At 63.8% G+C, this 20,223-nt stretch carries 20 protein-coding genes and 2 pseudogenes; 10 read left to right on the plus strand and 12 right to left on the minus strand.

Translation table 11 applies throughout. From position 1 onward, the window contains the following. Positions 1–202: 202 nt before the first annotated feature. From QZH52_RS37725 to QZH52_RS37755, 7 genes and pseudogenes are all read right to left on the minus strand, one after another. Entirely contained in the window at positions 203–673 is a 471-nt protein-coding gene (locus tag QZH52_RS37725) for a toll/interleukin-1 receptor domain-containing protein (RefSeq protein WP_301816394.1), read from the minus strand. 641 nt (positions 674–1,314) lie between these two features. Continuing rightward, on the minus strand, positions 1,315–2,112 hold the full coding sequence (locus tag QZH52_RS37730; RefSeq protein ID WP_301816395.1) for a hypothetical protein: 798 nt from the start codon (positions 2,110–2,112) through the stop codon (positions 1,315–1,317). A 117-nt stretch (positions 2,113–2,229) separates the two neighbouring features. Continuing rightward, positions 2,230–2,325, minus strand: a pseudogene (locus tag QZH52_RS38945) (DUF3606 domain-containing protein); the annotation flags it as partial. A gap of 15 nt (positions 2,326–2,340) precedes the next feature. Then, on the minus strand, positions 2,341–2,838 hold the full coding sequence (locus tag QZH52_RS37740) for a MarR family winged helix-turn-helix transcriptional regulator (RefSeq protein ID WP_301816396.1): 498 nt from the start codon (positions 2,836–2,838) through the stop codon (positions 2,341–2,343). A 37-nt stretch (positions 2,839–2,875) separates the two neighbouring features. Then, positions 2,876–3,823 (minus strand): MBL fold metallo-hydrolase, encoded by a 948-nt coding sequence (locus QZH52_RS37745; protein WP_301816397.1) that lies wholly within the window; start codon positions 3,821–3,823, stop codon positions 2,876–2,878. A 107-nt stretch (positions 3,824–3,930) separates the two neighbouring features. Further along, a complete protein-coding gene (locus QZH52_RS37750) occupies positions 3,931–4,410 on the minus strand; it encodes a PaaI family thioesterase (RefSeq protein WP_301816398.1) in 480 nt (159 codons plus the stop codon). Positions 4,411–4,413: 3 nt separating this feature from the next. Further along, a complete protein-coding gene (locus QZH52_RS37755; protein ID WP_301816399.1) occupies positions 4,414–5,301 on the minus strand; it encodes a beta-keto acid cleavage family enzyme in 888 nt (295 codons plus the stop codon). A gap of 256 nt (positions 5,302–5,557) precedes the next feature. Here QZH52_RS37755 and QZH52_RS37760 point away from each other — a divergent pair, with 256 nt between their 5' ends. The 5 genes from QZH52_RS37760 to QZH52_RS37780 all read left to right on the plus strand — a co-directional run bounded on the left by QZH52_RS37760 (position 5,558) and on the right by QZH52_RS37780 (position 10,098). After that, complete coding sequence (locus tag QZH52_RS37760; RefSeq protein WP_301816400.1) at positions 5,558–6,538, plus strand: fumarylacetoacetate hydrolase family protein; 981 nt, start codon at positions 5,558–5,560, stop codon at positions 6,536–6,538. Between the two features lie 11 nt (positions 6,539–6,549). Continuing rightward, a complete protein-coding gene (locus QZH52_RS37765; protein WP_301816401.1) occupies positions 6,550–7,551 on the plus strand; it encodes a fumarylacetoacetate hydrolase family protein in 1,002 nt (333 codons plus the stop codon). A gap of 36 nt (positions 7,552–7,587) precedes the next feature. Then, positions 7,588–8,700, plus strand: a complete 1,113-nt coding sequence (locus QZH52_RS37770) for an FAD-dependent monooxygenase (RefSeq protein WP_301816402.1) — start codon at positions 7,588–7,590, stop codon at positions 8,698–8,700. Between the two features lie 41 nt (positions 8,701–8,741). Next, the gene (locus QZH52_RS37775; protein WP_301816403.1) at positions 8,742–9,308 is read left to right on the plus strand and encodes a cupin domain-containing protein; all 567 of its coding nucleotides are present in this window, start codon (positions 8,742–8,744) and stop codon (positions 9,306–9,308) included. A gap of 64 nt (positions 9,309–9,372) precedes the next feature. After that, positions 9,373–10,098, plus strand: coding sequence for a TetR/AcrR family transcriptional regulator (locus QZH52_RS37780; protein ID WP_301816404.1), 726 nt, complete (start codon positions 9,373–9,375; stop codon positions 10,096–10,098). Positions 10,099–10,120: 22 nt separating this feature from the next. On the opposite strand, the gene QZH52_RS37785 is transcribed toward QZH52_RS37780, so the two are convergent. From QZH52_RS37785 to QZH52_RS37800, 4 genes are read right to left on the minus strand one after another with little or no spacing between them, the layout of a single operon-like run. Further along, entirely contained in the window at positions 10,121–10,972 is an 852-nt protein-coding gene (locus QZH52_RS37785; protein WP_301816405.1) for an ABC transporter substrate-binding protein, read from the minus strand. Between the two features lie 5 nt (positions 10,973–10,977). Next, a complete protein-coding gene (locus QZH52_RS37790; RefSeq protein WP_301816406.1) occupies positions 10,978–11,343 on the minus strand; it encodes a Rieske (2Fe-2S) protein in 366 nt (121 codons plus the stop codon). Positions 11,344–11,346: 3 nt separating this feature from the next. Beyond that, the gene (locus QZH52_RS37795; protein ID WP_301816407.1) at positions 11,347–12,285 is read right to left on the minus strand and encodes a VOC family protein; all 939 of its coding nucleotides are present in this window, start codon (positions 12,283–12,285) and stop codon (positions 11,347–11,349) included. Between the two features lie 57 nt (positions 12,286–12,342). Further along, entirely contained in the window at positions 12,343–13,515 is a 1,173-nt protein-coding gene (locus QZH52_RS37800; RefSeq protein WP_301816408.1) for an MFS transporter, read from the minus strand. Between the two features lie 287 nt (positions 13,516–13,802). Here QZH52_RS37800 and QZH52_RS37805 point away from each other — a divergent pair, with 287 nt between their 5' ends. The 5 genes from QZH52_RS37805 (at position 13,803) to QZH52_RS37825 (ending at position 19,454) form a co-directional block, all read left to right on the plus strand. Then, complete coding sequence (locus QZH52_RS37805; RefSeq protein ID WP_301816409.1) at positions 13,803–15,281, plus strand: NAD-dependent succinate-semialdehyde dehydrogenase; 1,479 nt, start codon at positions 13,803–13,805, stop codon at positions 15,279–15,281. Positions 15,282–15,302: 21 nt separating this feature from the next. Beyond that, on the plus strand, positions 15,303–16,307 hold the full coding sequence (locus tag QZH52_RS37810) for an ornithine cyclodeaminase family protein (protein ID WP_301816410.1): 1,005 nt from the start codon (positions 15,303–15,305) through the stop codon (positions 16,305–16,307). Between the two features lie 32 nt (positions 16,308–16,339). After that, the gene (locus QZH52_RS37815; RefSeq protein WP_301816411.1) at positions 16,340–17,350 is read left to right on the plus strand and encodes a dihydrodipicolinate synthase family protein; all 1,011 of its coding nucleotides are present in this window, start codon (positions 16,340–16,342) and stop codon (positions 17,348–17,350) included. Then, positions 17,347–18,366 (plus strand): Bug family tripartite tricarboxylate transporter substrate binding protein, encoded by a 1,020-nt coding sequence (locus tag QZH52_RS37820; RefSeq protein ID WP_301816412.1) that lies wholly within the window; start codon positions 17,347–17,349, stop codon positions 18,364–18,366. The genes QZH52_RS37815 and QZH52_RS37820 overlap by 4 nt, the downstream gene beginning before the upstream one ends. Positions 18,367–18,470: 104 nt before the next feature. Beyond that, positions 18,471–19,454 (plus strand): Bug family tripartite tricarboxylate transporter substrate binding protein, encoded by a 984-nt coding sequence (locus QZH52_RS37825; protein WP_301816413.1) that lies wholly within the window; start codon positions 18,471–18,473, stop codon positions 19,452–19,454. A 666-nt stretch (positions 19,455–20,120) separates the two neighbouring features. On the opposite strand, the pseudogene QZH52_RS37830 reads toward QZH52_RS37825, so the two are convergent. Further along, positions 20,121–20,223 (minus strand): annotated as a pseudogene (locus QZH52_RS37830) (IS5/IS1182 family transposase); the annotation flags it as partial.

The following is a 20,223-nucleotide window of genomic DNA, read 5'->3' on the forward strand; positions in this document are numbered from 1 at the left end:
CGGCGGGGTCTTTTGCTCATGTCGTCTGCTCCTGTCATCCGGGCTCTGTCCTCGCCCATGGGAGCAGCCTATCCACTTTGCGGCGTGTTCAGATTTGCGCGGCCGGCTCTCGGTGGCGGCAACCGGGTCACAACATGTCCATGGGGTGCGCGAAGCGCCTACCGCGAGAGCGGTTTCGTTCTCCGCTGCAGTGCTCTATTTGCTAGACCCAGATCTTGACCAACTCGGCGATTTTCTCGGCAACGACCGCCATTGAGTCCTCTGCCGTGTCCAAGCCGGCCCGAGAGGCGAGCAAAGGGCTGACGTTCCGCAGTTCCGGGTAGGTCGTGCCGTGAACGATGGGCACAAGCCGGTTCTCTGCGAGCAATGCCGAAAGTTCCTTGTCCGCAACGCCCTGATTCGGCAAACCCTTGATGAAGGCTGGCGTCACCAGCACAAGGCCGATCCGCGAGTTCGCCAACCCACGGTCAATGGTCCGCATCATCGGGGCGCCAAGGGGAAGGTCCATCTCGCTAAACCACGTCTTGACGCCCGCCGCCTTGAGCGCCTCGTCAAGCTCCTTGGCGGCACCTTGTCGGTCAGGCCACGCATGGCACAGGAAGCAGTCGCGCAGGTCGGGCTGCTCGACCGCCACTTTCTCGACCGCCGCGCGAATCGGCGTGAGGTTCTGCACCTGCGCGGGCGTGTACGAGACAGTGGAGCTTGCGCGCGACCAGCGCGGCTTCGAGGAACCGCTCGACCGACTGCCGCCACCGCCACCACCGCTGGAACTCGGGTTGGTCCCGTAGCTGCGGCTGGGCGACGAATACGACGAACCATACCCGTAGCTGCTGCGGTAGTACCCGCCTCCGCCGCACGCCGGGCAGTCCGCCCTTGATTGTGCTGACCTGTGCCCACGAACCGGTGCTGTACATCGCGCCATTGCTTCCATCTCCGTTGTTAGAACAGCAAGAATCGTAAACAAGAGGAAATCGCGCCGTCACGGGGCAAGCCTGTGGATAAGCGGTGGTTCTTCGGTGCGAGGCCAATCGTGAAACTGTTCACGGCGGGGCAGCAGCCACTTCTCGCCAGTTGGCGCCGATGACAAAGCAGGGCACTTTAGCCCGCAAAGCGCCAGGTTGCAGTCGCTTCTGTCTTCCCGGTTCATGGCCGGCTTTCGCTGCAATTCCGTGGCCCAGTTCGGGCCCACAGGAGCCGGTCAGCAGTCACCGGGATCGCCAAGAAGCGGCCGTTGGGTCTCGTCTGGAAGGCGACGCAGAACCGGGAATGGTGACGCATCTCGATGAGTACACCGGAAATGGTTTCGCGGCCGCCTCAATCGTGCGACTCGGCGTGGAGGGCCTGCACCTTGGCCAGCGGCGTTTCTTGCGTGGCGAAGGTCATGCCCTGCGTGCGCATGAAGGCTCCCCATTCCTTCCAGGAGAAGCGATTGCTGGGATGTCCGATGAAGAGCATGTCCAGCTGCCGGTCGCCGAGCTGGATCGAGAGGGCCGACGGGCGCGAGCGACCGATGATCGGAAAGCGCTTCTTGTGAAGTCGCTGGCCGGGCTCCAACAATTGCCAAAGGGCATCGACCTTTCTCCAGTCGGTGCCGTAGACCACGCACCGCGTCGCGCCGGTGGCCTTCGCCAGCTCGAAAAACTCCCTCCATCCTTGAGTGAAGTCCTCGACGGTCGGCCGGTGAGAGCGTTTGTCCAGCAGTCGCGGCACCAGGTTGTGGTAGATCACCTGAGACCAAAGCGCAGCGCGCGCCTGAAGCGTTGGTGTGCGCGACATCGTAACCGCGCGCTCGAAGTTGCGCACGTACACGTGGTTCTTCTTGCCATTGATGCCGAGGGCGAGGTGCCGCCTGCGGAGGCTCTCCCGCAGTTCGATCCTGGCTTTGGTCGCGTTGCGCGTCGCCGATGTCTTGTCGTAGACGTAGATGCTCTCGCCCAGCACGATAGTTCTGGATGCGCTGCCGACGAAAGCGCGCCCCACCCAGGGGAGCCAATGCAACTTCAGAGCGTCGAACGTCGGGTCGAAAGAGCGATCCAGGTGTTGTTCGAAGGGATCACTCGCCGCGGCGACAGCGGCAGCGGGCGTCGAGGGGGAGGCAAGTTCTAGCGTCACGCGCAGTCTAATGGTGCGCGCAGCCCTCCCACGCCAAGCGCTCACGCGCCGGCGATCCGTGTGACAAATGCCCGGACCTCTCACTTCTTTGACTTCAGGTGGTCCCCGGACCTTGTCCGCGCTGTGGACGAATGCCTTCACGGCGTCGCGCAGCTGCTGCTCAGTGCAGCCCTGGCTCTCGCTCCAGCTGCGAACCTCGTGCGGCTCCTCCAGCGAATCAGCTTGCGGTCATGCCGAACTGGGCGACGGGAATGACAGGTGGGCGTTGGACTGCGGGCTGTCGCCCCGCAAGTGGGGAAGGGCGGCTTTCGCCGCGGTCCCGCGTTCAACATACTGGCGCCGCCGGTCATCGGCGGCCACAACACGAGCGACCAGGCCTTTGCCTTCCAGTCGATCAATCAAGCGCGTCACGGAGGCTGCATCTATACCTGCAACCTGCGCGATTTGCGCGCCCGTGATCGACCCCTCATGTTCGTTGATCAACCTCAAAGTCTGTGCCCACCTCCGCGTGAGTCCGGCCGATCTCAACGCGGAGTGGACCATGGCGGATTGCCTCCTCATGGCCAGGATGAAAGCACATTCCAACTGAAGTAAGGATTCTCGCTCCTTTACGGCATCGGCTTCCGTGCACGGGCTTCCGGGCAGCACGACAGGCAGCCGCTCAGTAGAGCCATGGTTGGGCTCGATGTCAGAGGTGCACCCTTCTTCGAAGAACTTCGTTGTCATCGATACCCATTCGTGGTGCAACGATCTCCGTGTTCGGCTAGTAGGACATTGAATCGCGGGCGACCCGGACCGGCCCCTGATAGAACTTGCGCGCGCTATCGATAAAAAGTGAATCGGGCTCACCCCGTCCTGGAATGAGATGGGTAAGCACCACCTCCTTCACGCCGGCTGCTTGGGCCAGGCGCGCCACGTCTTCGGCCGTGGTGTGATCCTGAATCATGTGCTGGTAAAGCCCCTGAGCCAGAAGCGACGGAAGCTCTTGTCGCAGCTTCTTCTCGATGGAGGGCAGGTCGACGACTTCATGGACGAGGATGTCTGCCCCTCGCGCAAACTCTGTCATGGGCTCGCACTTTCCCGTGTCGCCGCTGAAAACGACGACCTTGTCCGGCGTCTGGAAGCGGTACGCGTAGGACTTGTCTTCACCACGTGCACCGCCTGCAGGATCAGGATGGAAATGACAGTTCTCTTGCGCGGTGACCGTCACCAGAGCGTCCTTGTACACCAGGCCTGAGCCCTGGATGTCGTGAGCTCTAAACATTTCCTCGGGCTTGCGAAGGCCCTTGGAATCCGCCATCCGGATGCGAGCGTTCGGCGCAAAGTACTGGAGGTATCCCTGGAGCATGGACTCTGTCCCACCAGGGCCCCACACGTGGATGTCTGCGCGACGACCGGTGCTCCAGGCGAGCCCCATGATCGTGCCCCAATCGGCATTGTGGTCGTCGTGGTTGTGCGTGATGAAGATGTTGTCGATGTTCCGAACATCCAGGCCGGCCGCCAGCAACTGACGACCGATGCCATTGCCTGCATCTACCAGATAGATTCGGTCCTTGACCACAACCGCGTTGGCTGGCTGGCCGCGCTCGAGTGACAGCAGGGGCCCGCCGACGGTGCCCAACGTGACGATGCGAGTCTGCGCTGATGCGATCGCGGCATGCCAGGTCAGCGCAAGTGCGGCCAAACCAATAGCAATTTTTCGAATGTTCATCTTCGTGTCTCCAAGTTGTGAATCAGGTTTAGTTCGACGCGCCTGCACATTCGCGCATTGATGCAGCACCAAACCACCAGATGCCGCTGCGCTCTGCGACGCGGGCGTCATGTTTGAACGGGGACCACTGCAAGGGATGAGATCGCATTTGCGATGACGCGGGAGCCCTCAGCGTCGTAGAGCGTCGCGTGGGCGAACGCGACTTTCCGGCCCACCCGGTCCACGCCCGCCACCGCCAGGAAGTGGCCCTCCTGTCCCGCTGCCTGCATGTTCACGGTCAAGCTGATGGTGCTGCACGTGAATCCCGGCTTCAGGCGCGAGAGGACCGTCATCGCCATCGCAAGATCCAGCATGCTTGCGAGCGTGCCGCCACTGACAACGCCGTTGCCCTGCGTTGCAGTGCGTGGCGCAGTGAACCGCAGCACCAGGTCCTCTCCTCGCACCTCGACGAGCTGGGTCGAAAGGCTCGCAAGGGCAGGGTTGATGTCGAGCGGCACATGGCGGCGGCCGCTGGCCACAGCCTCGGCCACATACGCCCGGGTGGGGTTGTCTTCCTGCGGGGCGGAAGGAGTCCGAAGCGATTCCACGGGTCAAGCGCCCAGCAGCGTGTTGCGGGCGTGGTCTGTCGTGGCGACCTCATAGCCGAGGTCCTCGATGATTCTGGCTGCCTTGGCGACCAACTCTGCGTTGTCGCGCGCGAGCTTTCCCGGTGACACATACAGGTTGTCCTCAAGGCCGACTCGCACGTGTCCACCGAGGATGGCCGCCGTCGCCACCATCGGGAATTGCTCCGGTCCGATGCCGAAAGCACTCCATTTCGCTCCGGCAGGCAACAGGCGCTGCATTTCGGCGACGACGGTTGGCGTAGCGGGGGCGCCCCAGGGAATCGAAAGGCACAGCTGGAAGTAAGCACTGCTGGGAATCGCCCCGATGCCGATCAAGTGGCTGGCGAGGCGCGCATGGCCGAAGTCAAAGACCTCCAGTTCCATCGTGACGCCGGCCTGCGCGATCTGCGCGGCCATCTCGCGCAGGTGCTGGGCGGTATTCACAAAGGCCGCCTCGCCGAAATTCATCGTGGCGACATCGAGACTGCAGATGTCGGGCTTGAGCTTCACCACATGCGCCACGCGCTCCTGCGGCGTCATCAGCTCTGCATCCGCGATGGGCTCGACCCGAAACGGCGGATCGGTCGGCACCGTCAGCATCGTGCCGGGGCCGGTCGTCAGGTTGATCAGGACGTCACAGCTCGAATCGCGGATTCGCTGCACCACTTCCTCGTAGTAGGCGAACTTCGTCGAGGACTTGGCAGTCTCGGGATCGCGCACATGGATGTGCACGACGGACGCGCCCGCACGAGCGGCATCGATGGCCTGGTCCGCGATCTCGCGCGGGGTCGCGGGGACCGCGGGGTTCCTGGATCGCGTGTCTCCGGCTCCCGTCAGGGCGCAGGAGATGATGACGGGAGGGCGCTTGCTCATGGTGTGTCAGGTGAAGAGATGGACGAAAGCCGAGTGCTGTCGCAAACCCAGCGCGGGAATCTTTGTCGTACAACGAGACGATACGTATCGTTATAAATACTACTCGTTAGCAGTGCCAAGTGTCAATGAGAAAGGCATCAACACTCTCTCGAAATTGGCTAGGGTAAACACCAACCAGTCCTGATAAATTCGAGACGTATAGTTTCGTAAATAAATTCCACCCCAACCTGGAGTCAAAGTGAAACTCGGAAGATTTGTGGTTCAAGGCCTCGATGGTCCCGTCCAGCGCATCTGTATGGTTCTCCCGGAGCAATCGCGCGTTGTCGACCTGCGGGCGGCGGAGGTTCTACGCCAGCAATCGCGCGGCGCGAGTCGCGAGGCGGCCCTGCGCTACGCCTCGGTCGTGTTCCCGGAGAGCATGTCGGCTGCGATCGCCTTGGGCCAACAGTTCCTCGATACGGCCAGGGAGGCTGCACACCAGTACGGAGATGACGTTTCGCTGCCGTTCGACGGCCTGCAGTGGGCCCCCGCGTGCGACCCCTCGATCGTGCGTGACGGCCTCACCTTCGTGAAGCACATTCGACAGTTCCACGAACGCATGAAGCTCACGCCCGCGCCTGCCCTGCTGCAGGTGCCCGGGTACTTCAAGGGCTCGCCCTGGACAGTCATCGGGCACGAAGCCGAAGTGCCGTGGCCCGCCCGCTGCGACAAGATGGACTACGAGCTGGAGATCGGCTGGGTGATCGGGCGCGGCGCCCACGACATCACGCCTGAGACCGCTCGGTCGCACCTCTTCGGTGTCACCATCTTCAATGACTTCTCGGCACGCGATCTGCAGGCCAACGAATTTGCCATCGGCATGGGGCCCACCAAGAGCAAGGACTTTGCCTACGGAATCGGGCCCTGGATCACCACGATCGACGAGTTCCCCCGTCTGGACAACATCCGCATGTCAGTGCGGGTGAACGGCGAAACCTGGGGCGAGGGCGACAGCTCGGAACTGCTCTGGAGCATCGATGAACTGATCGCCTACGTGTCGCTGGGCGACCACGTGCAGCCGGGGGACGTCATCGGCTCGGGAACTATGGGCAACGGTTCGGCCCTTGAACTCGGCCGCAGCCTCAATCCGGGCGATGTGGTGGAACTGGAGGTTGGGGGCGTCGGGGTCTTGCGCAATCGGCTGGGTCAGCGCCAGCAGGGCACCTGGTGGCCCGAGCCGCGCAAGCCGTTCATGTGAGCAGTGCGCAAATGAAGTTCTCCTTGGGCACTTTCTCTCGGGAAGACGGGCGGCGCTTTGCTGCCCTGTGTTTCGGCGAACGCGTGCTGCCTCTCGAAGCGGTGCACGCCGATGCGATGCGCTACGGCGCCGGCTGGTCCGCCGGAGCCTCGGTGCTCGACCTGCTCCAAGACTGGACCGAGAACCTGGCGGTGCTGCGCATCCTGGCGCAACAGTTGCCGCCACAGCACCCGAGTGCCCTGGCCATGTCCAGCCTCCGGGTGCATGCCCCTGTCGACCTGCCGCGGCAGGTGCTTTGCACGGGGGCCAACTACCGCAAGCACGTCGTGGACCTCACGCTGGATATGGGGGTCGGTCCGCCCGGTCTCGAAGGAGATGCGCTGCGCAAATGGGCCGAGGACATGATGGACGAGCGACTGGCCAACGGAGAACCCTATGTGTTCCCGAAGCTGCCGTCGGCCATCACGGGCGCTTTCGATCCTGTGGTGCTGCCCGCCACCACCCACAAGCCCGATTGGGAGCTCGAACTCGCGGTGATCATTGGACGTCGAGCCCGCAATGTGCGGCGCGAGGACGCGCTCGACTACGTCGCTGGCTACTCGGTGGTGAACGACATCTCGGCGCGCGACCTTATTGCGCGCACCGACTACAAGATGTTGGGGACAGATTGGCTGAGGTCGAAGTCGCCGCCCACCTTCATGCCCTTCGGTCCAACCCTGGTGCCCGCGTGCTTCGTGCCAGACCCGCAGCACCTGCGAATCACGCTCAAGCTGAACGGACAAACCATGCAGGACGAATCCACTGCGGACATGCTGTTCGATGTGGCGCGGCAAATTGAATACATCAGCTCGCATGTGGAACTCTGGCCCGGCGACCTCATCGCTACGGGTTCGCCCGCGGGCAATGGCACGCACTACAACCGGTTCCTGCGCGATGGCGATGTGATGGATGCGGAAATCGAAGGACTGGGCAGACAGCACAACGCGTGCGTGCCGGAACCGAGAGGCCAATGAGAGCTGGCCATCAGAAGGCGGAAGAGGAGACATGACATGACACAGACGAACAAGGTTCTCGTAGTAGGCAGCGGCATCGGCGGCGCGTCGGCTGCCTATGCGCTACGGCGCGCTGGGCTCGAGGTGCACTGCATCGACAGCAAATCGGCGACCCCGACCACAGGTGCAGGCATCTGCCTCCTGCACAACACGATGCGTGCCCTGGCCACGATCGGACTGGCCGACCAATGCCTGGACAGCGGTATTGCTTTCGAAGTCTTCAAGCAACATGACTTCACCGGCCGCCTGCTTGCTTCGAACCCGGCGCCTCCCGGATGCGGCATGCGCCGTCCCGAACTGGCACGCATCCTCGAAGGGGCGGCGGCATCCGCCGGTGCGCTGCTCGAGAGGGGCTTGACCATCAGCGACCTCAACGATCGCGGAGACAAGGTGGAGGTCACCTTGTCCGACGGTCGACAACACGAATATGACCTGGTGGTGGCTGCGGATGGCGCCTATTCCAAACTGCGCGACCGGGTGTTCGGGACCGAGTACCAGGCGCGCTTCGCGGGACAGAGCGCATGGCGCTTCAACGCTCCGCGGCCCGCCGAGGTGGATGGCTTCTGCCTGTACCGCTCGGCGGATGGCAAGCGCACCGTGGGCGCGATCCCGACCTCCCGCGACACTTGCTATCTGTTCTTCCTGGAGAACAGCGCCGAACACCTGCACATGCCCGACGGCGAACTCCACGTCCTCCTGCGTGAGCGGCTGGAAGGCTTCAGCGCCCCCGTGATCCGGGATTCGCTCGCGCTTGTGTCAGAGTCCTCGCAGGTCCTGTTCCGACCCTTCGACATCACGCTGGTCCCCGCTCCATGGCACAGGGGCCGCGTGGTGCTCCTGGGTGATGCGGCGCATTCGCCGACTCCCCAGATGACTTCGGGCGGTGGCATGGCGATCGAGGATGCGGTGGTGCTGGCCGAATGCGTCGCCGCTTGCGAAAGCATCCCGCAGACGCTGCAGGCGCACTCGCAGCGACGCTTCGAGCGTGTCAAGGTGGTCTACGACGCCTCGCTCCAACTGTGCAACTACGAGCGTGACCCGGTGCCCAATCCACAGCGCTCCGCCGCCTTGCTCCTGAAAACATACCAGTACCTTGGTCAGCCGATGTGAGCAATGCGGCGCCACCACCATCTCAACAGGAAGGAACCTTCGTGAACACAGAAACCATCGTCGACGGGCAGCGGGAAAAGCCGCCGGCGCAACTTCGCCCCGTCCGTCGGATCGTCACGGGCGAGAACGTGCAGGGCAAGTCGATATTCGTCTCGGACGGACCGACGCCGAACCACACGAGCGATCCGGGCTCGCCACCGGCCCATGTCGTCTGGGTCACGGGGGAGTCGGCCGCATCGGGCGTCGATCCGGCCCCTGCCGGCCACGCCTTTGGATTCCATTCGAAGGGCGGATCCCTCCTGCGCATCGTGGATTTCCCGCCCGACGCCAACTACGACACGTCGGCGCTGGCGCGCTTCCTGGACGATCACGGCGTTCGCGACCATGGGGACGCGCGGCATTTCTGGTTTCACAAGACCGCGTCGCTGGACTACGCGATCGTGCTGGAGGGCGAGATATACGCCCTCATGGACGAGGGCGAGACGCTCATGCGGCCGGGCGACGTCCTGATCCAGCGCGCCACCAACCATAGCTGGTCGAACCGTTCCAGTAAGACCTGCCGCATGGCCTTCGTGCTGCTGGATCTCGAGCCCGGCGGGAAGGTTTGAAGTTGTATGGTGTCAGCCAGTGAGTCCCGGATAATGACTGTGTCGTCCTAGATTGCGCACTACCTTGCCTACCAAGACTTCTCCCAAAGGAACAGCGGCAAAGCCCGGCGCCCGTTCCTCCACCCGTTCGTCCGCCCGTTCCGAAACGGCTGGGGTCGGGGCGCCGCCTCCGCGCTCTCCCGGGCGTGCGCGCAGCGATGCTTCGCGCGTTGCCATCCTGGATGCGACGCTCAAGCTGCTGGGAACGACGCCGCTGCAGCAGATCTCCATCGAGTCGATTGCCCGCGAAGCGGGCGTTGGCAAGGCCACGATCTACCGCTGGTGGAACTCGAAGGCCGCGGTGGTCATCGAGGCGTTCCTGCATACGCACCTCAGCCACACGCCCATGCCAAGGGTCAGCAGCCCGCGCGAGGCACTGATCCGCCACATCCACCTGTTGATCGATGAGTACAACGGCTGGTCGGGGCGCGTCGTCGCGCAGGTCCTGGCCGAGGGACAGGGCGATCCCGACGTGTTGCGCGAGTTCCGCGAGCGCTTCTGGTACGGCCGGCGGGCGGTCGTGCGCGAAGTGCTTGAAGATGCCCGCCGCCTTGGCGAGATCCGAAGCGACATGGACGCGGAACTGCAGATGGACATGCTCTACGCGCCCATTTATTTCCGGCTCCTCGTGAAGCACCTTCCCCTGGACAAGAAGTTCGCAGACACGCATTGCATCGCAGTCATGCAGATGCTCGCACCCCCGGAAGCGGGTGCCGTCGCAACGCCGCCGCAGCGGCGCAATTCGGCCTGATCCGCGCCGGGGAACGTGATACTCAGTCCCGCGGCAGGACGGAGGTGTCGACCAGTTCCTCGTAGGTGGTGTCCGCACCGGACAGACCTGCCATTCGGCGCTGCTCGATCAGCAGCTCGACACCGAGGCGATCGGGGCATAGCGAGGCTGCGGTCGTGCGTAGCGTGGCTTCCACAGCCGGCGCGGGAAAGCCTGCAAGCGCCAGCGCCTGCCGCGCAGCGTTGGGGTCTTCCGACATGCGCTGACGCGCGCGGTCCAATGCGCCGAGCCACGTCAACAGGGCCGGTCGGAGCCGATCCACGGTGCGCGCGCTGGCGACCAGGCCTTGTCCCGGGAAGGCGGGATACAGCGCCTGCACGCTGGCCAGGCGACTCAGGCCTGCCTCGAGTGCCATGGCGTCGAAAGGCGGCCCGAGCAAGGTGGCGTCCCCGCGACCGGCCCCCAGCGCATCGAAGCGCTCCTTGACGCCGCCCACCGTTTCCAGGGAATAGGCGTCCGAGTCGATCCCTCGCTGCGCGAGCATGGCGCGCAGCGCCACGACGAAGCCGTTGCGCGGCGCATCCACCAGAATGGTGGCGCCGCGCAGGCCTTCCAACTCGGTCCGGCCCCTCTGTCCCACGAGCGTCAATGGGGTCGTGCTCTCCAGTTGGGCGATCACACGAAGGTCCTTCGGGCCCGCGCGCAAATTCCAGTCCATCACGTTGTCCATTGCCGTGACGACCGCGTCCACATCGCCCGACGCAAGGGCTTCGAACTGCGCGTCTGACGAGGGGTTGCGCTCTGCACGAAGCGCCACGCCAGACGTCAGGTTCCAGGCCTCCGCCGCGATGGAAAGGGGGGAAGGAACGAACCAGAGCAGGCGAAGCGTGTGCATCGGTGTCAGTCTCCGTGTGTGGTTTCAACGGCATCGATGACGGCAAGAACCCATCCCTGCGCATCGATCTCCAGTCTCACTGGCGTCAGCGAGCGGCCCAGGCAAGGACCGAGTGTGCAGCGGCCCGACGCGATCTCGAACTCTGCGGCGTGTCCGCTGCAAACGATGCGGGTGGCGTCGCGATTCAGATAGCCATCGCGCCGCCACACCATCGGGCTGCCTGGCCAGTGCGGGCAGTCATTGCGATAGCCGTGCACCATGCCCTCGTGCTTCACGAGGAACATGCTGTCTCGGCCGGGCCTGTCCAGCGCGAACCCCCGGGCGGAGCCTTCATTCAGTTCATCGACGTGGCAAAGGGGCCTTGCAGGCATGGCTTATTCGGCCTTGGGCGGCGGACCGCCCGGAGCCCACTTCTCGCGCCAGTCGAACAGGAAGACCTGCGACATGTCGGTTTCGGCCGGTACTTCGCGCGGGACCCATTGGTCATCGTGAAGGTCCATGTCGGCGTCGTACTCGATGTGGCAGCCCAACGGGGAGTTGAAGTACCAGAACCAGTTGGAGCCGAAGCGATGGCGACCCGGTCCCCAGTAGGACTGATAGCCCTTGTGCGCCAGGTTCCAACCCGCCGTCAGAAGCTCGCCCGGACCCCCCATGTGGAAGGTGAAATGTTCGCAGCCCTGCATGTGCGGCGGCGTCTTGATGAGGAAGAGGGTGTGATGCTCGATGGTGCCGGCAGGCCGCAGGAAGGGCCCCATGCCGATGAAGCGATCACTGACGCGAAAGCCCAGTCGCTGCGTGTAGAAGGCCTCTGCCCGCTCGACATCGGGAACGAAGTAGACGACGTGCGACAAGGTCCGTGGCCGCGGCTGCGCGCCGGGCCCCGCCGATGGCGAGACGGGCGTGTTGACGGGCCGATTCAGGTCGCCCGGCGCGTTCACCCGCTCCGCCGGGAGATTGACGGGCCGTCGGCGGGACACCTTGAAACCCAGGACGAAGCCGACGTCGTCGGTGCATTCGAGGGAACCATCAGGCAAGTACTTCACCTCGCGGTCGCGCCCGAGTTCCTCGGCGATCGCGCGAAGCGCCTCTTCGTCGGCGACGCCATAGACCGTCTTTCTCAGCATGTTTGCCGTGTCCAAGGTCTTGGGGGGCAGGGAAGGATCGTCCGCCGCTTTGATGATGACGGCCGTACCGTCCAGGGCCTCGAAACGACCTTGCCCCCGAGGCAGGAGGCCGTAGTCGGCAATGAATTGTTCGGCGGCGGCGGCGTCGGTGACGCCGAAGATCAGCTCGTCGGGTCCGATGATGTTCATGAGGTCAGCTTTCTTTGGGGAAATGAGATATGGGCGATGGCCAACGGCCAATGGCGCTCAGGTTGTGGCGGCGTCTGCCGTAGCCACCTTGCGCACTGTTCCTCGCCCAGCCTGTAGGAAGCAGAGTGCGCCGATCGTCGCCACGACCGCCACGGCCCAGCCGATGCTCGAGTAGCCCAGGTTCTGGGCGACGACGCCGCCGACGATCGGGCCCAGAGCGGAGCCGGTCATCGTGATGACTGGCGTCGCGGCGACCGCGCGTGTGGAGGCGTCGTTGCGAGCGAGGAAGGCGAATACGAAGGTGTGGGTGAAGATCATCACTGCCGGGAAAACCGCAGCTGCAAAGGCATAGGGTCCGAACTGCGACGACTGGGTGAGCGTCAGACCGAGAACGACTTGCAGCACGGGGCCGGCGACCATCACTGCCTGGGCGGACAACTTGCGCTCGAACACCGCAGCGAGCACGCCCGGAAATAGGTTCACGATGCCAACGGCGAGCAGTACGCTCATCACCATCTGCTTGCTGAAGCCGTGCGCATCGCCGATGCGCTCCATGTAGCTGAGCATCATCGAGTGGCTCAGCGTCATGAGGCTGGTGCCGACCATGGCGAACCAGACGCCGCGCGCAAGCGGCGCGTGCACGGCCGGCTTGTTGGCCAGAGAAGGCGTGCTTGCACGCTCGGGAAATCCGATTGCTGCGGCAAACGCTGCCACGAGCATGATCGAGCCCAGGACCACGAAAAGCACCGACCCTCCCTTGATGCTCACGAGCTGCGGCACGCCACCCAGGAAGCCGAACGACAGCACGCTCAAGGCTGTGAACGCGATGGCGATCAGCCGATGGGGATTTGCGCTGGCGCCGATGGTCGAATGGGTGATCGAGAGGCCGCATCCGACGGCCAGACCGCCGATGAAGTGCAGCAACGCCATCGTCCCGTAGTCCTTCGTTGTGGACAGCGCGAAGAAGGCCGCTGCGGCGACGCCAAAGGCTGCGGGGACAGCCACCGCTCCACGGATGCGATTGACGCGCGGCGAAATGAACAGGCTGGAGACGACGACCGCGGCCAAGAAGAGCGTGACCAGCGAGCCCGCGCGCTGCGGATCCAGGCCGAACTGCCCGATCAGGACGATGCCCACCCATACCGGCAGCGCAACGATGTCGATCATGCCAGCGCAATGGCCCAGCACGAGAGAGGTGCGGCCCTTCAGGCCATCAATTGATCTGTCCATGGTGTCCCCTTGGGAAAATCTACTTTGCAATACGAGACGGATAGTCTCACTATTGCGCCATGTTAAGTAGATCGGCCGGCGCCAATATGAGGACAAACCCGACACACCGAGCATGCATTCACCCTTGAGGAAGGAAAGCCGTCAGGTCGGGTTTTCCCTTGGTGCTTCGTCCTTTGCGTGTTTATACAATACGGACCGTATCGCAATTTGTTTAGGCGGGGAGCTCTATTCGTGAGAGCTAGCCGAAACCCAGTCGCATCGACAAGAACCCGACCCAAAGGAGTGCCGTGACTCGCCACCTTCTCAAGAACCCCGACCTCTTCCGCGAAGCCGCACTGATCGACGGGCAATGGATCACCGAGACACCACATGGCCACTCGGAGCTGCGTAACCCCGCCACGGGCGAGGTTCTCGCAAGGCTGCCGCGTTGCAAGGAAGAAGAGACCACGCGTGCCATCGTGGCGGCCGACAAGGCGTTTCGCGCCTGGCGCCAGACCACGGCCAAGCACCGCTCCCAGGTGCTGAACCGCTGGTGGTCGTTGATCGTCGAGAACAAGGAAGACCTGGCGACGCTGATCACGCTCGAAGAGGGAAAGCCCCTGAGCGAAGCGCGTGGCGAGATCGACTACGCCGCGGGCTTCGTGCAGTGGTTCGCCGAGGAATCCAAGCGCGTGCGCGGCGACGTGATCCCGGCGCCCCGGGAGACGCAGCGCATCGTCACGCTCAAGCAGCCTATTGGCGTGTGCGCGGCCATCACGCCGTGGAACTTCCCGGCTGCCATGATCACGCGCAAGGCCGGTCCGGCACTGGCCGCTGGCTGTGCGATGGTCGTCAAGCCAGCGAGCCAGACGCCACTCACCGCACTGGCCCTCGGCGAACTCGCGCTGCGCGCGGGCATTCCGCCTGGCATCTTCAACGTCATCACAGGCGGCGACACACGGGCCATCGGGGGTGTGCTGACCTCGCACCCGCTGGTACGCAAGGTGACCTTCACTGGTTCGACCGAAGTCGGCCGGGTTCTGTTGCAGCAGTCAGCCTCGACGATCAAGAAGTGTTCGATGGAGCTGGGCGGCAACGCGCCCTGCATCGTGTTCGATGACGCCGACATCGACACAGCGGTTGAGGGCATCCTCGTCGCAAAGTTCCGCAACACCGGCCAGTCGTGCATCGCTGCCAATCGCGTGATGGTCCAGGCTGGCATCTACGATGCGCTGGCCGCGCGGCTGGCCGAGCGCGTGGGGCAACTCAAGGTCGGCAACGGGCTGGAGCCCGGTGTGCAGATCGGCCCGATGATCGACGCTGGCGCGGTGAGCAAGGTCGAGGAACACGTCGACAACGCCGTGGCCGGCGGTGCGCGCCTGCTGACTGGCGGTCGGCGCCACGCGCTCGGCGGTTGCTTCTACGAGCCCACCGTGTTGGCGGATGTTGCCCCTGGCATGGCCGTGGCCGTGCAAGAGACCTTCGGCCCCGTGATGCCGCTCGTGCGCTTCGAGCGCGACGAAGATGCCATCGCGATGGCCAACGACACCGAGTTCGGGCTCGCCTCCTACCTGTTCAGCAAGGATGCGGCGCGCATCTGGCGCGCGGCCGAAGCGCTCGAGTCGGGCATGGTCGGCATCAACACGGGCCTGATCTCCAACGAGCTTGCCCCCTTTGGCGGCATCAAGCAAAGCGGCCTGGGCCGGGAAGGTTCGCACTACGGCATCGATGAGTTTCTCGAGCTGAAGTACCTGTGCTGGGACGGCCTTCATCCCTCATTCGCCTGACAGACCACTGAAACACAAACCATGAACACACATCCAGACAGTCCCGTTTTCGTGTCCGGCGAAGTCGCCCGCCAGGTGTTCACCTGGAGCGAGGCCATCGAATCCTTGCGTGCCTCGTACCGCCTGCCCGAGCAGGCGGGTGCGACACCGCCTCGAACGGTTGCGACCGTGGGCAAGGCGTGGCTTCGCACGCTGCCGGCCTTTCCGCTGGCGGGCCGCTACTTCGGGGCCAAGTTGATGGCTGCGGGCGTGCAGGGCGTTGCTGCCGGCATCGAGTATGTGATCGTGTTGTTCGATCGGGAAACGAGCCGCATCGCGGCTTTCCTGGATGCCAATGCCATCACGGCCTTCCGCACCGCGGCGACGTCGGCGCTCGCGCTGGACGGACTGGCGCCTGCGACGCCGGCCCGCCTTGCGGTGCTCGGCAGCGGCCTGGAAGCCTCCCATCACGCGAGGGCCTTCGCGGCGGTGCGCAACCTTAGCGAAGTGGTGGTGTACAGCCCGACACCGGAGCGCCGGGAGGCCTTCGCGCAAGCCCTGACACGTGACCTCGGCGTGCCTGCACGCGCGGCGATCAATGCGGAGGCGGCCGTGGATGGCGCCGACATCGTTCTCGCGGCTGCGCGCTCCCAGGGGGAGAAGCCGATCCTCTTCGGCTCTTGGCTCAAGCCTCGCGCCACGGTCGTCTCCATCGGTTCGACCATTCCCCAGCAGCGAGAGATCGACGCCAGCGTCGTCGCACGCAGTGACCTGATCGTCTGCGACAGCCTGGAGGAAGTGCTGGCCGAAACCGGCGACATGATGGCCGCCAAGGCGGCGGGTCTGGCGTTCCGAGACAAGTCCTTCAGCCTCAACGACCTGGTGAGCGGCGCTTGCGACGAACGGGTGCGTTCGGCCGACATCCGCATGTTCAAGTCGGTCGGTGGCGGCCTCCAGGACATCGTTGTCGCCGAACTCATCGTACGCAAGGCGCTCGAGGCCGGCCTGGCCACACCGCTCCCCATTCAATTCGAATCCAAGCGCTGATGCGCATTCTCTGACACACCAAGGAGTACATGATGGCCCGATACCACCGCAACGAAGCGCGCGAATGGGCGCGTGAGCACATGAACGGCGTCGCGAACGTGACGATTCCGACCATGACGTCCGACTTCAAGCGCATCAACACGAAGGCCGCGCGGCACGACGTCGAAACAGCGATCAACCACGGCTTCGTCGGCACGCTCGCCTGCTCGGAGCACGCGATCACACTGGCGCAGTACGCCGAATTCACGCGAGCCATGGTGGAGCAGGCGGACGGCCGCATCATGGTGATCCACCACGCTGTGTTCAATTCGCTCGAAGAAAACATCGAGGCGGTGAAGCTGGCCGAGGAAGCCGGCGCGGACCTCGTCCTGCTAGGCTATCCGCCTTTCTTCCATCCCAAGTCGCTCGACGACGTCTACGCCTACACCAAGGCGCTCTGCGACTCGACCCGGCTGGGCGTAATCCTCTTCCCGGTCCCGGCGTGGGGATTCGGAAGCCTGCACCCCGCGGACATTCCGCTGCCGCTGCTGCGCCGCCTCGTGGACGACTGCCCGAACGTGGTGTCGATCAAAGCCGAAGGCGGCATGCCGCACATCATGTCGGCCATCGAGGTGCATCGCGAGTTCCACAAGGAGGTCGTGATTTCCTCGCCGCTCGAATACGAATATGTGCCGCTGGCGCAGGTGATCCCCATCCCCTTCTGCGGCACCAACTACTCGGCCTATTACGGACCATGGCTGCCCCGTGTTCACAAGCTGATCCAGGCCGGAAAGTTCGACGAAGCCACGCAGGCTTGGTATCAGGTCGACCCCGCGCGCAAGGCCTTTGGCAGCGTGCCGATGGCGATGAGCGGTCTCATCAATCGGACGATCTGGAAGTACCAGGCCTGGCTGCAGGGCTACAACGGTGGCCCGATCCCGCAGCCGACGCCGCGCCTGCATGGTCGCGACATGGCCGCCCTGCGGCGCGGTCTCGAGGCCGCCGGTCTGGCGCCCACTTCGGATCCTGACGAGGTCTTCTTCATCGGCCGAAATCCGGAATGAAGATGCTGCGCGACGTCCATGGCCCGGACACGTTCGTGGCTCCATCGCCTTCGCGCCGCCGGTTGCTCGCGGCCATGGCGGCGTTACCGACTTTCGCGTTGGCGCAGGGGCGGGACGCCTATCCATCACGGGCGATCCGCCTGGTCGTCCCGGTCCCGCCAGGCGGCCCGGCCGATCTGGCGGCGCGTGCCATCGCCGAACGCCTGCGTGAGGAACTCGGCCAGCCGGTTGTGGTGGACAACCGCGCGGGGGCCGCGGGAACGCTGGGCACAGTCAACGTGCTGCAGGCGCCCGCGGATGGCTACACCTTGCTGTTGTCCATGCCGTCGGCACAGATCACGGCGCCGCTCATGCTCGAGAAGCCACCCTACGATGGAGCCAAAGACTTCACCGCGATCGGCCAGTTCCTCCGCACGTCAGCTGTCCTGCTCGTGAACAAGACGGTATCCGTTCGCGACTTCCAGGGCTTGGTGAGCTATGCCAAGGCGCGGCCGGGGAAGTTGAACTATAGCTCCACGGGCATCGGCAGCAATCCGCACCTCGTGATGGAACTGGTCAAGCTGCGAACCGGCATGGACATCGTGCATGTCCCATACAAGGGCGGGGCCGCGATGCTGCAGGCTGCGGTGAGCAACGAGGTGCAGATTCTGTTCGGCGAGATCAGCACATCGATGCCGTGGATCCAGTCCGGCCGTCTGACGCCGCTGGGGATCGTTTCTGACAAGCGCTCGCCTTTGCTGCCCGACGTGCCGTCGCTCGTAGAGGACAAGGTGCTCGATGCGCCGGCCGACTTCTGGATGGGATTGGCCGGTCCCCCGCGCATGCCGGCGGGCCTTGTGCGGAAACTGAACCACGCCCTCGCAAAGGCAGTCCGACATCCCGAGATGCAACAGTTCTTCGCGAAGACAGCCACCGAACCGGCTTTCACCGACCCCGAGTCCTTCCAGGTGTTGTGGCAGTCGGAGCAGCACCGGTGGGAGGAGGTCATTCGCGCCCGGCACATTCGTGCTGAGTAGCGGCATGGAAGTCTCACGACAAGTTCATTGAACCGGAACGTTTTCACGCATTTCAATCAGCCGCCGCCTGAGCCAGAAGCGGTGGCGCAAGAGGAGACCAACCAATGGCAGTTTCAAGACGGCGGGCGATCGGCGCCGGTGCTTCTCTGTTGATGACGGGATTCGCCAGGGGCGCCTTCGCCAAGGACTATCCCTCCAAGCCGATTCGCATAATCGTTGCGAATCCACCGGGGTCGGGGTTGGACGCGGACACCCGGTTCTGGGCGGCAGCCTTGACCAGTATCCTGGGCCAATCTGTCATCGTGGACAACCGCCCAGGCGGCGCCACGACCATCGGCACTTCGCTGGCTGCCAAGGCGCCTCCCGACGGCTACACGCTGCTCATGGGAATTCCGAGTTCGCTTTGCTACATGTCCGAGCTGTATACGCACCTTCCATACAAGCCGTCGGATTTCGACGCAATCAGCCAGCTCACAACGCTGCGAAGCGTACTGGTGGCGCACCCCAGCCTGCCGGTGTCCAACGCGACCGAACTGGTCGCGTTGGCGAAGGCGCAGCCAGGAAGCATCAATGTGGGAACGGTGGGAGTGGGCACATTCCAGCATCTGCTGGGTGAATGGTTCGGCGCAATCACGGGGACGACCTACAAGTTCGTCCCCTACAACACGACCAGTCCCTATACAGCTCTGTTGGGCGGTGAAACGCAGGTGATGTTCGACGGGCTTCCGGCTTCCATGAGCAACATTCGTGCGGGAAAACTCAAGGCCTTGGCCGTCACCGGTAAGAGCCGGCATCCGCTGCTCCCGACTGTTCCGACTTTTCAGGAACTCGGATTCACCGACTACGACGCTTCGACGTGGTTCGGGCTGCTCGCGCCCGCGGGAACGCCAAAGCCGATCCTTGAGAAACTGGCCTCTGCTTGCGCCACCGTGGCACGCAGACCCGAAGTCATCCAGCGCTACCAGGAATACGGCGGCGAGCCGGTGGGGAGCACGCCGGCCGAGTTCTCGGCTTACATCCAGGCCGAGCGTGCGAAGTGGGTCCCAGTGGTCAGGCGTTCTGGAATCAAGTTGGAACTGACTTCCTGACGAGGTTGCGAGAGCAATCTTCCTCCCTTCGTCTATCGCGGCACACTAGGACAGCAACGGGCACCGATCTGACTTACGGGCCATTCCTGGAAACCGCTGCTTTGCAGCGAGAGCGGTCCTATCGGACTTGCCCCGTAGCACGTCGATCGATCCGCCTGCAGTCTTCTCGTAGACGTCCGGACGGTGCCAGTGACCGGACTTCTTCTGGCGACTGGCTGTAGGTCCGCACTGCAGAGCGGTCCCTGGCAACCTAGGAAATCCGGATGCGCACGCGTGCCGGCATGCTGATTCCGGCCTGTCCTGCTGTGTTCCATGCCGAGTAGACGTGCCATCAGCGAGGCTTTTCGAGCAGGGCGATAACGCGCCCATATCGGTCCCAACACCTGCACGCGCAGACGGGCGGCGCGGGCCTTCAGGCGCTTGCTCGCGTCAATGCGAAGGTGGGCAATGACGTGTCTTGGATCGCCCGAATTCGCTGCTCGGCAACTGACGCCCTCCTGCGCATGTAAGTGTTTGCTCACATTGATTGACGGATTGCAGATCCACTCAAGCCGACGAAACGCTTGCCGACAAGAACTTGTACGACGCGGCGGAATTCTGCGCGACAACGCGAAGCAAGACTTCAGACTTAAGTGATCGGCGAACTGAAAAGTTCAGACTTAGAACTTATCCGTAAATTATGTTGACGTCGGCAGGTACCTTGCGGAAGGCAATGATGGCAGCGGCAAGGTGGTTGAGGGCGACGAAGCTGCGCTCGAGTTTCTCGTAG

Source organism: Variovorax ginsengisoli, from assembly GCF_030486595.1.
In the GTDB taxonomy this organism is placed as follows: Bacteria; Pseudomonadota; Gammaproteobacteria; order Burkholderiales; family Burkholderiaceae_C; genus Variovorax; species Variovorax ginsengisoli_B.

Excerpts from the sequence above, each read along its gene's own strand:
- QZH52_RS37740 (WP_301816396.1), bottom strand. The coding sequence starts at position 2,838 with ATGACAACGAAGTTCTTCGAAGAAGGGTGCACCTCTGACATCGAGCCC.
- QZH52_RS37745 (WP_301816397.1), bottom strand. The coding sequence starts at position 3,823 with ATGAACATTCGAAAAATTGCTATTGGTTTGGCCGCACTTGCGCTGACC.
- QZH52_RS37755 (WP_301816399.1), bottom strand. The coding sequence starts at position 5,301 with ATGAGCAAGCGCCCTCCCGTCATCATCTCCTGCGCCCTGACGGGAGCC.
- QZH52_RS37765 (WP_301816401.1), top strand. The coding sequence starts at position 6,550 with ATGAAGTTCTCCTTGGGCACTTTCTCTCGGGAAGACGGGCGGCGCTTT.
- QZH52_RS37770 (WP_301816402.1), top strand. The coding sequence starts at position 7,588 with ATGACACAGACGAACAAGGTTCTCGTAGTAGGCAGCGGCATCGGCGGC.
- QZH52_RS37785 (WP_301816405.1), bottom strand. The coding sequence starts at position 10,972 with ATGCACACGCTTCGCCTGCTCTGGTTCGTTCCTTCCCCCCTTTCCATC.
- QZH52_RS37790 (WP_301816406.1), bottom strand. The coding sequence starts at position 11,343 with ATGCCTGCAAGGCCCCTTTGCCACGTCGATGAACTGAATGAAGGCTCC.
- QZH52_RS37795 (WP_301816407.1), bottom strand. The coding sequence starts at position 12,285 with ATGAACATCATCGGACCCGACGAGCTGATCTTCGGCGTCACCGACGCC.
- QZH52_RS37800 (WP_301816408.1), bottom strand. The coding sequence starts at position 13,515 with ATGGACAGATCAATTGATGGCCTGAAGGGCCGCACCTCTCTCGTGCTG.
- QZH52_RS37810 (WP_301816410.1), top strand. The coding sequence starts at position 15,303 with ATGAACACACATCCAGACAGTCCCGTTTTCGTGTCCGGCGAAGTCGCC.
- QZH52_RS37815 (WP_301816411.1), top strand. The coding sequence starts at position 16,340 with ATGGCCCGATACCACCGCAACGAAGCGCGCGAATGGGCGCGTGAGCAC.
- QZH52_RS37820 (WP_301816412.1), top strand. The coding sequence starts at position 17,347 with ATGAAGATGCTGCGCGACGTCCATGGCCCGGACACGTTCGTGGCTCCA.
- QZH52_RS37825 (WP_301816413.1), top strand. The coding sequence starts at position 18,471 with ATGGCAGTTTCAAGACGGCGGGCGATCGGCGCCGGTGCTTCTCTGTTG.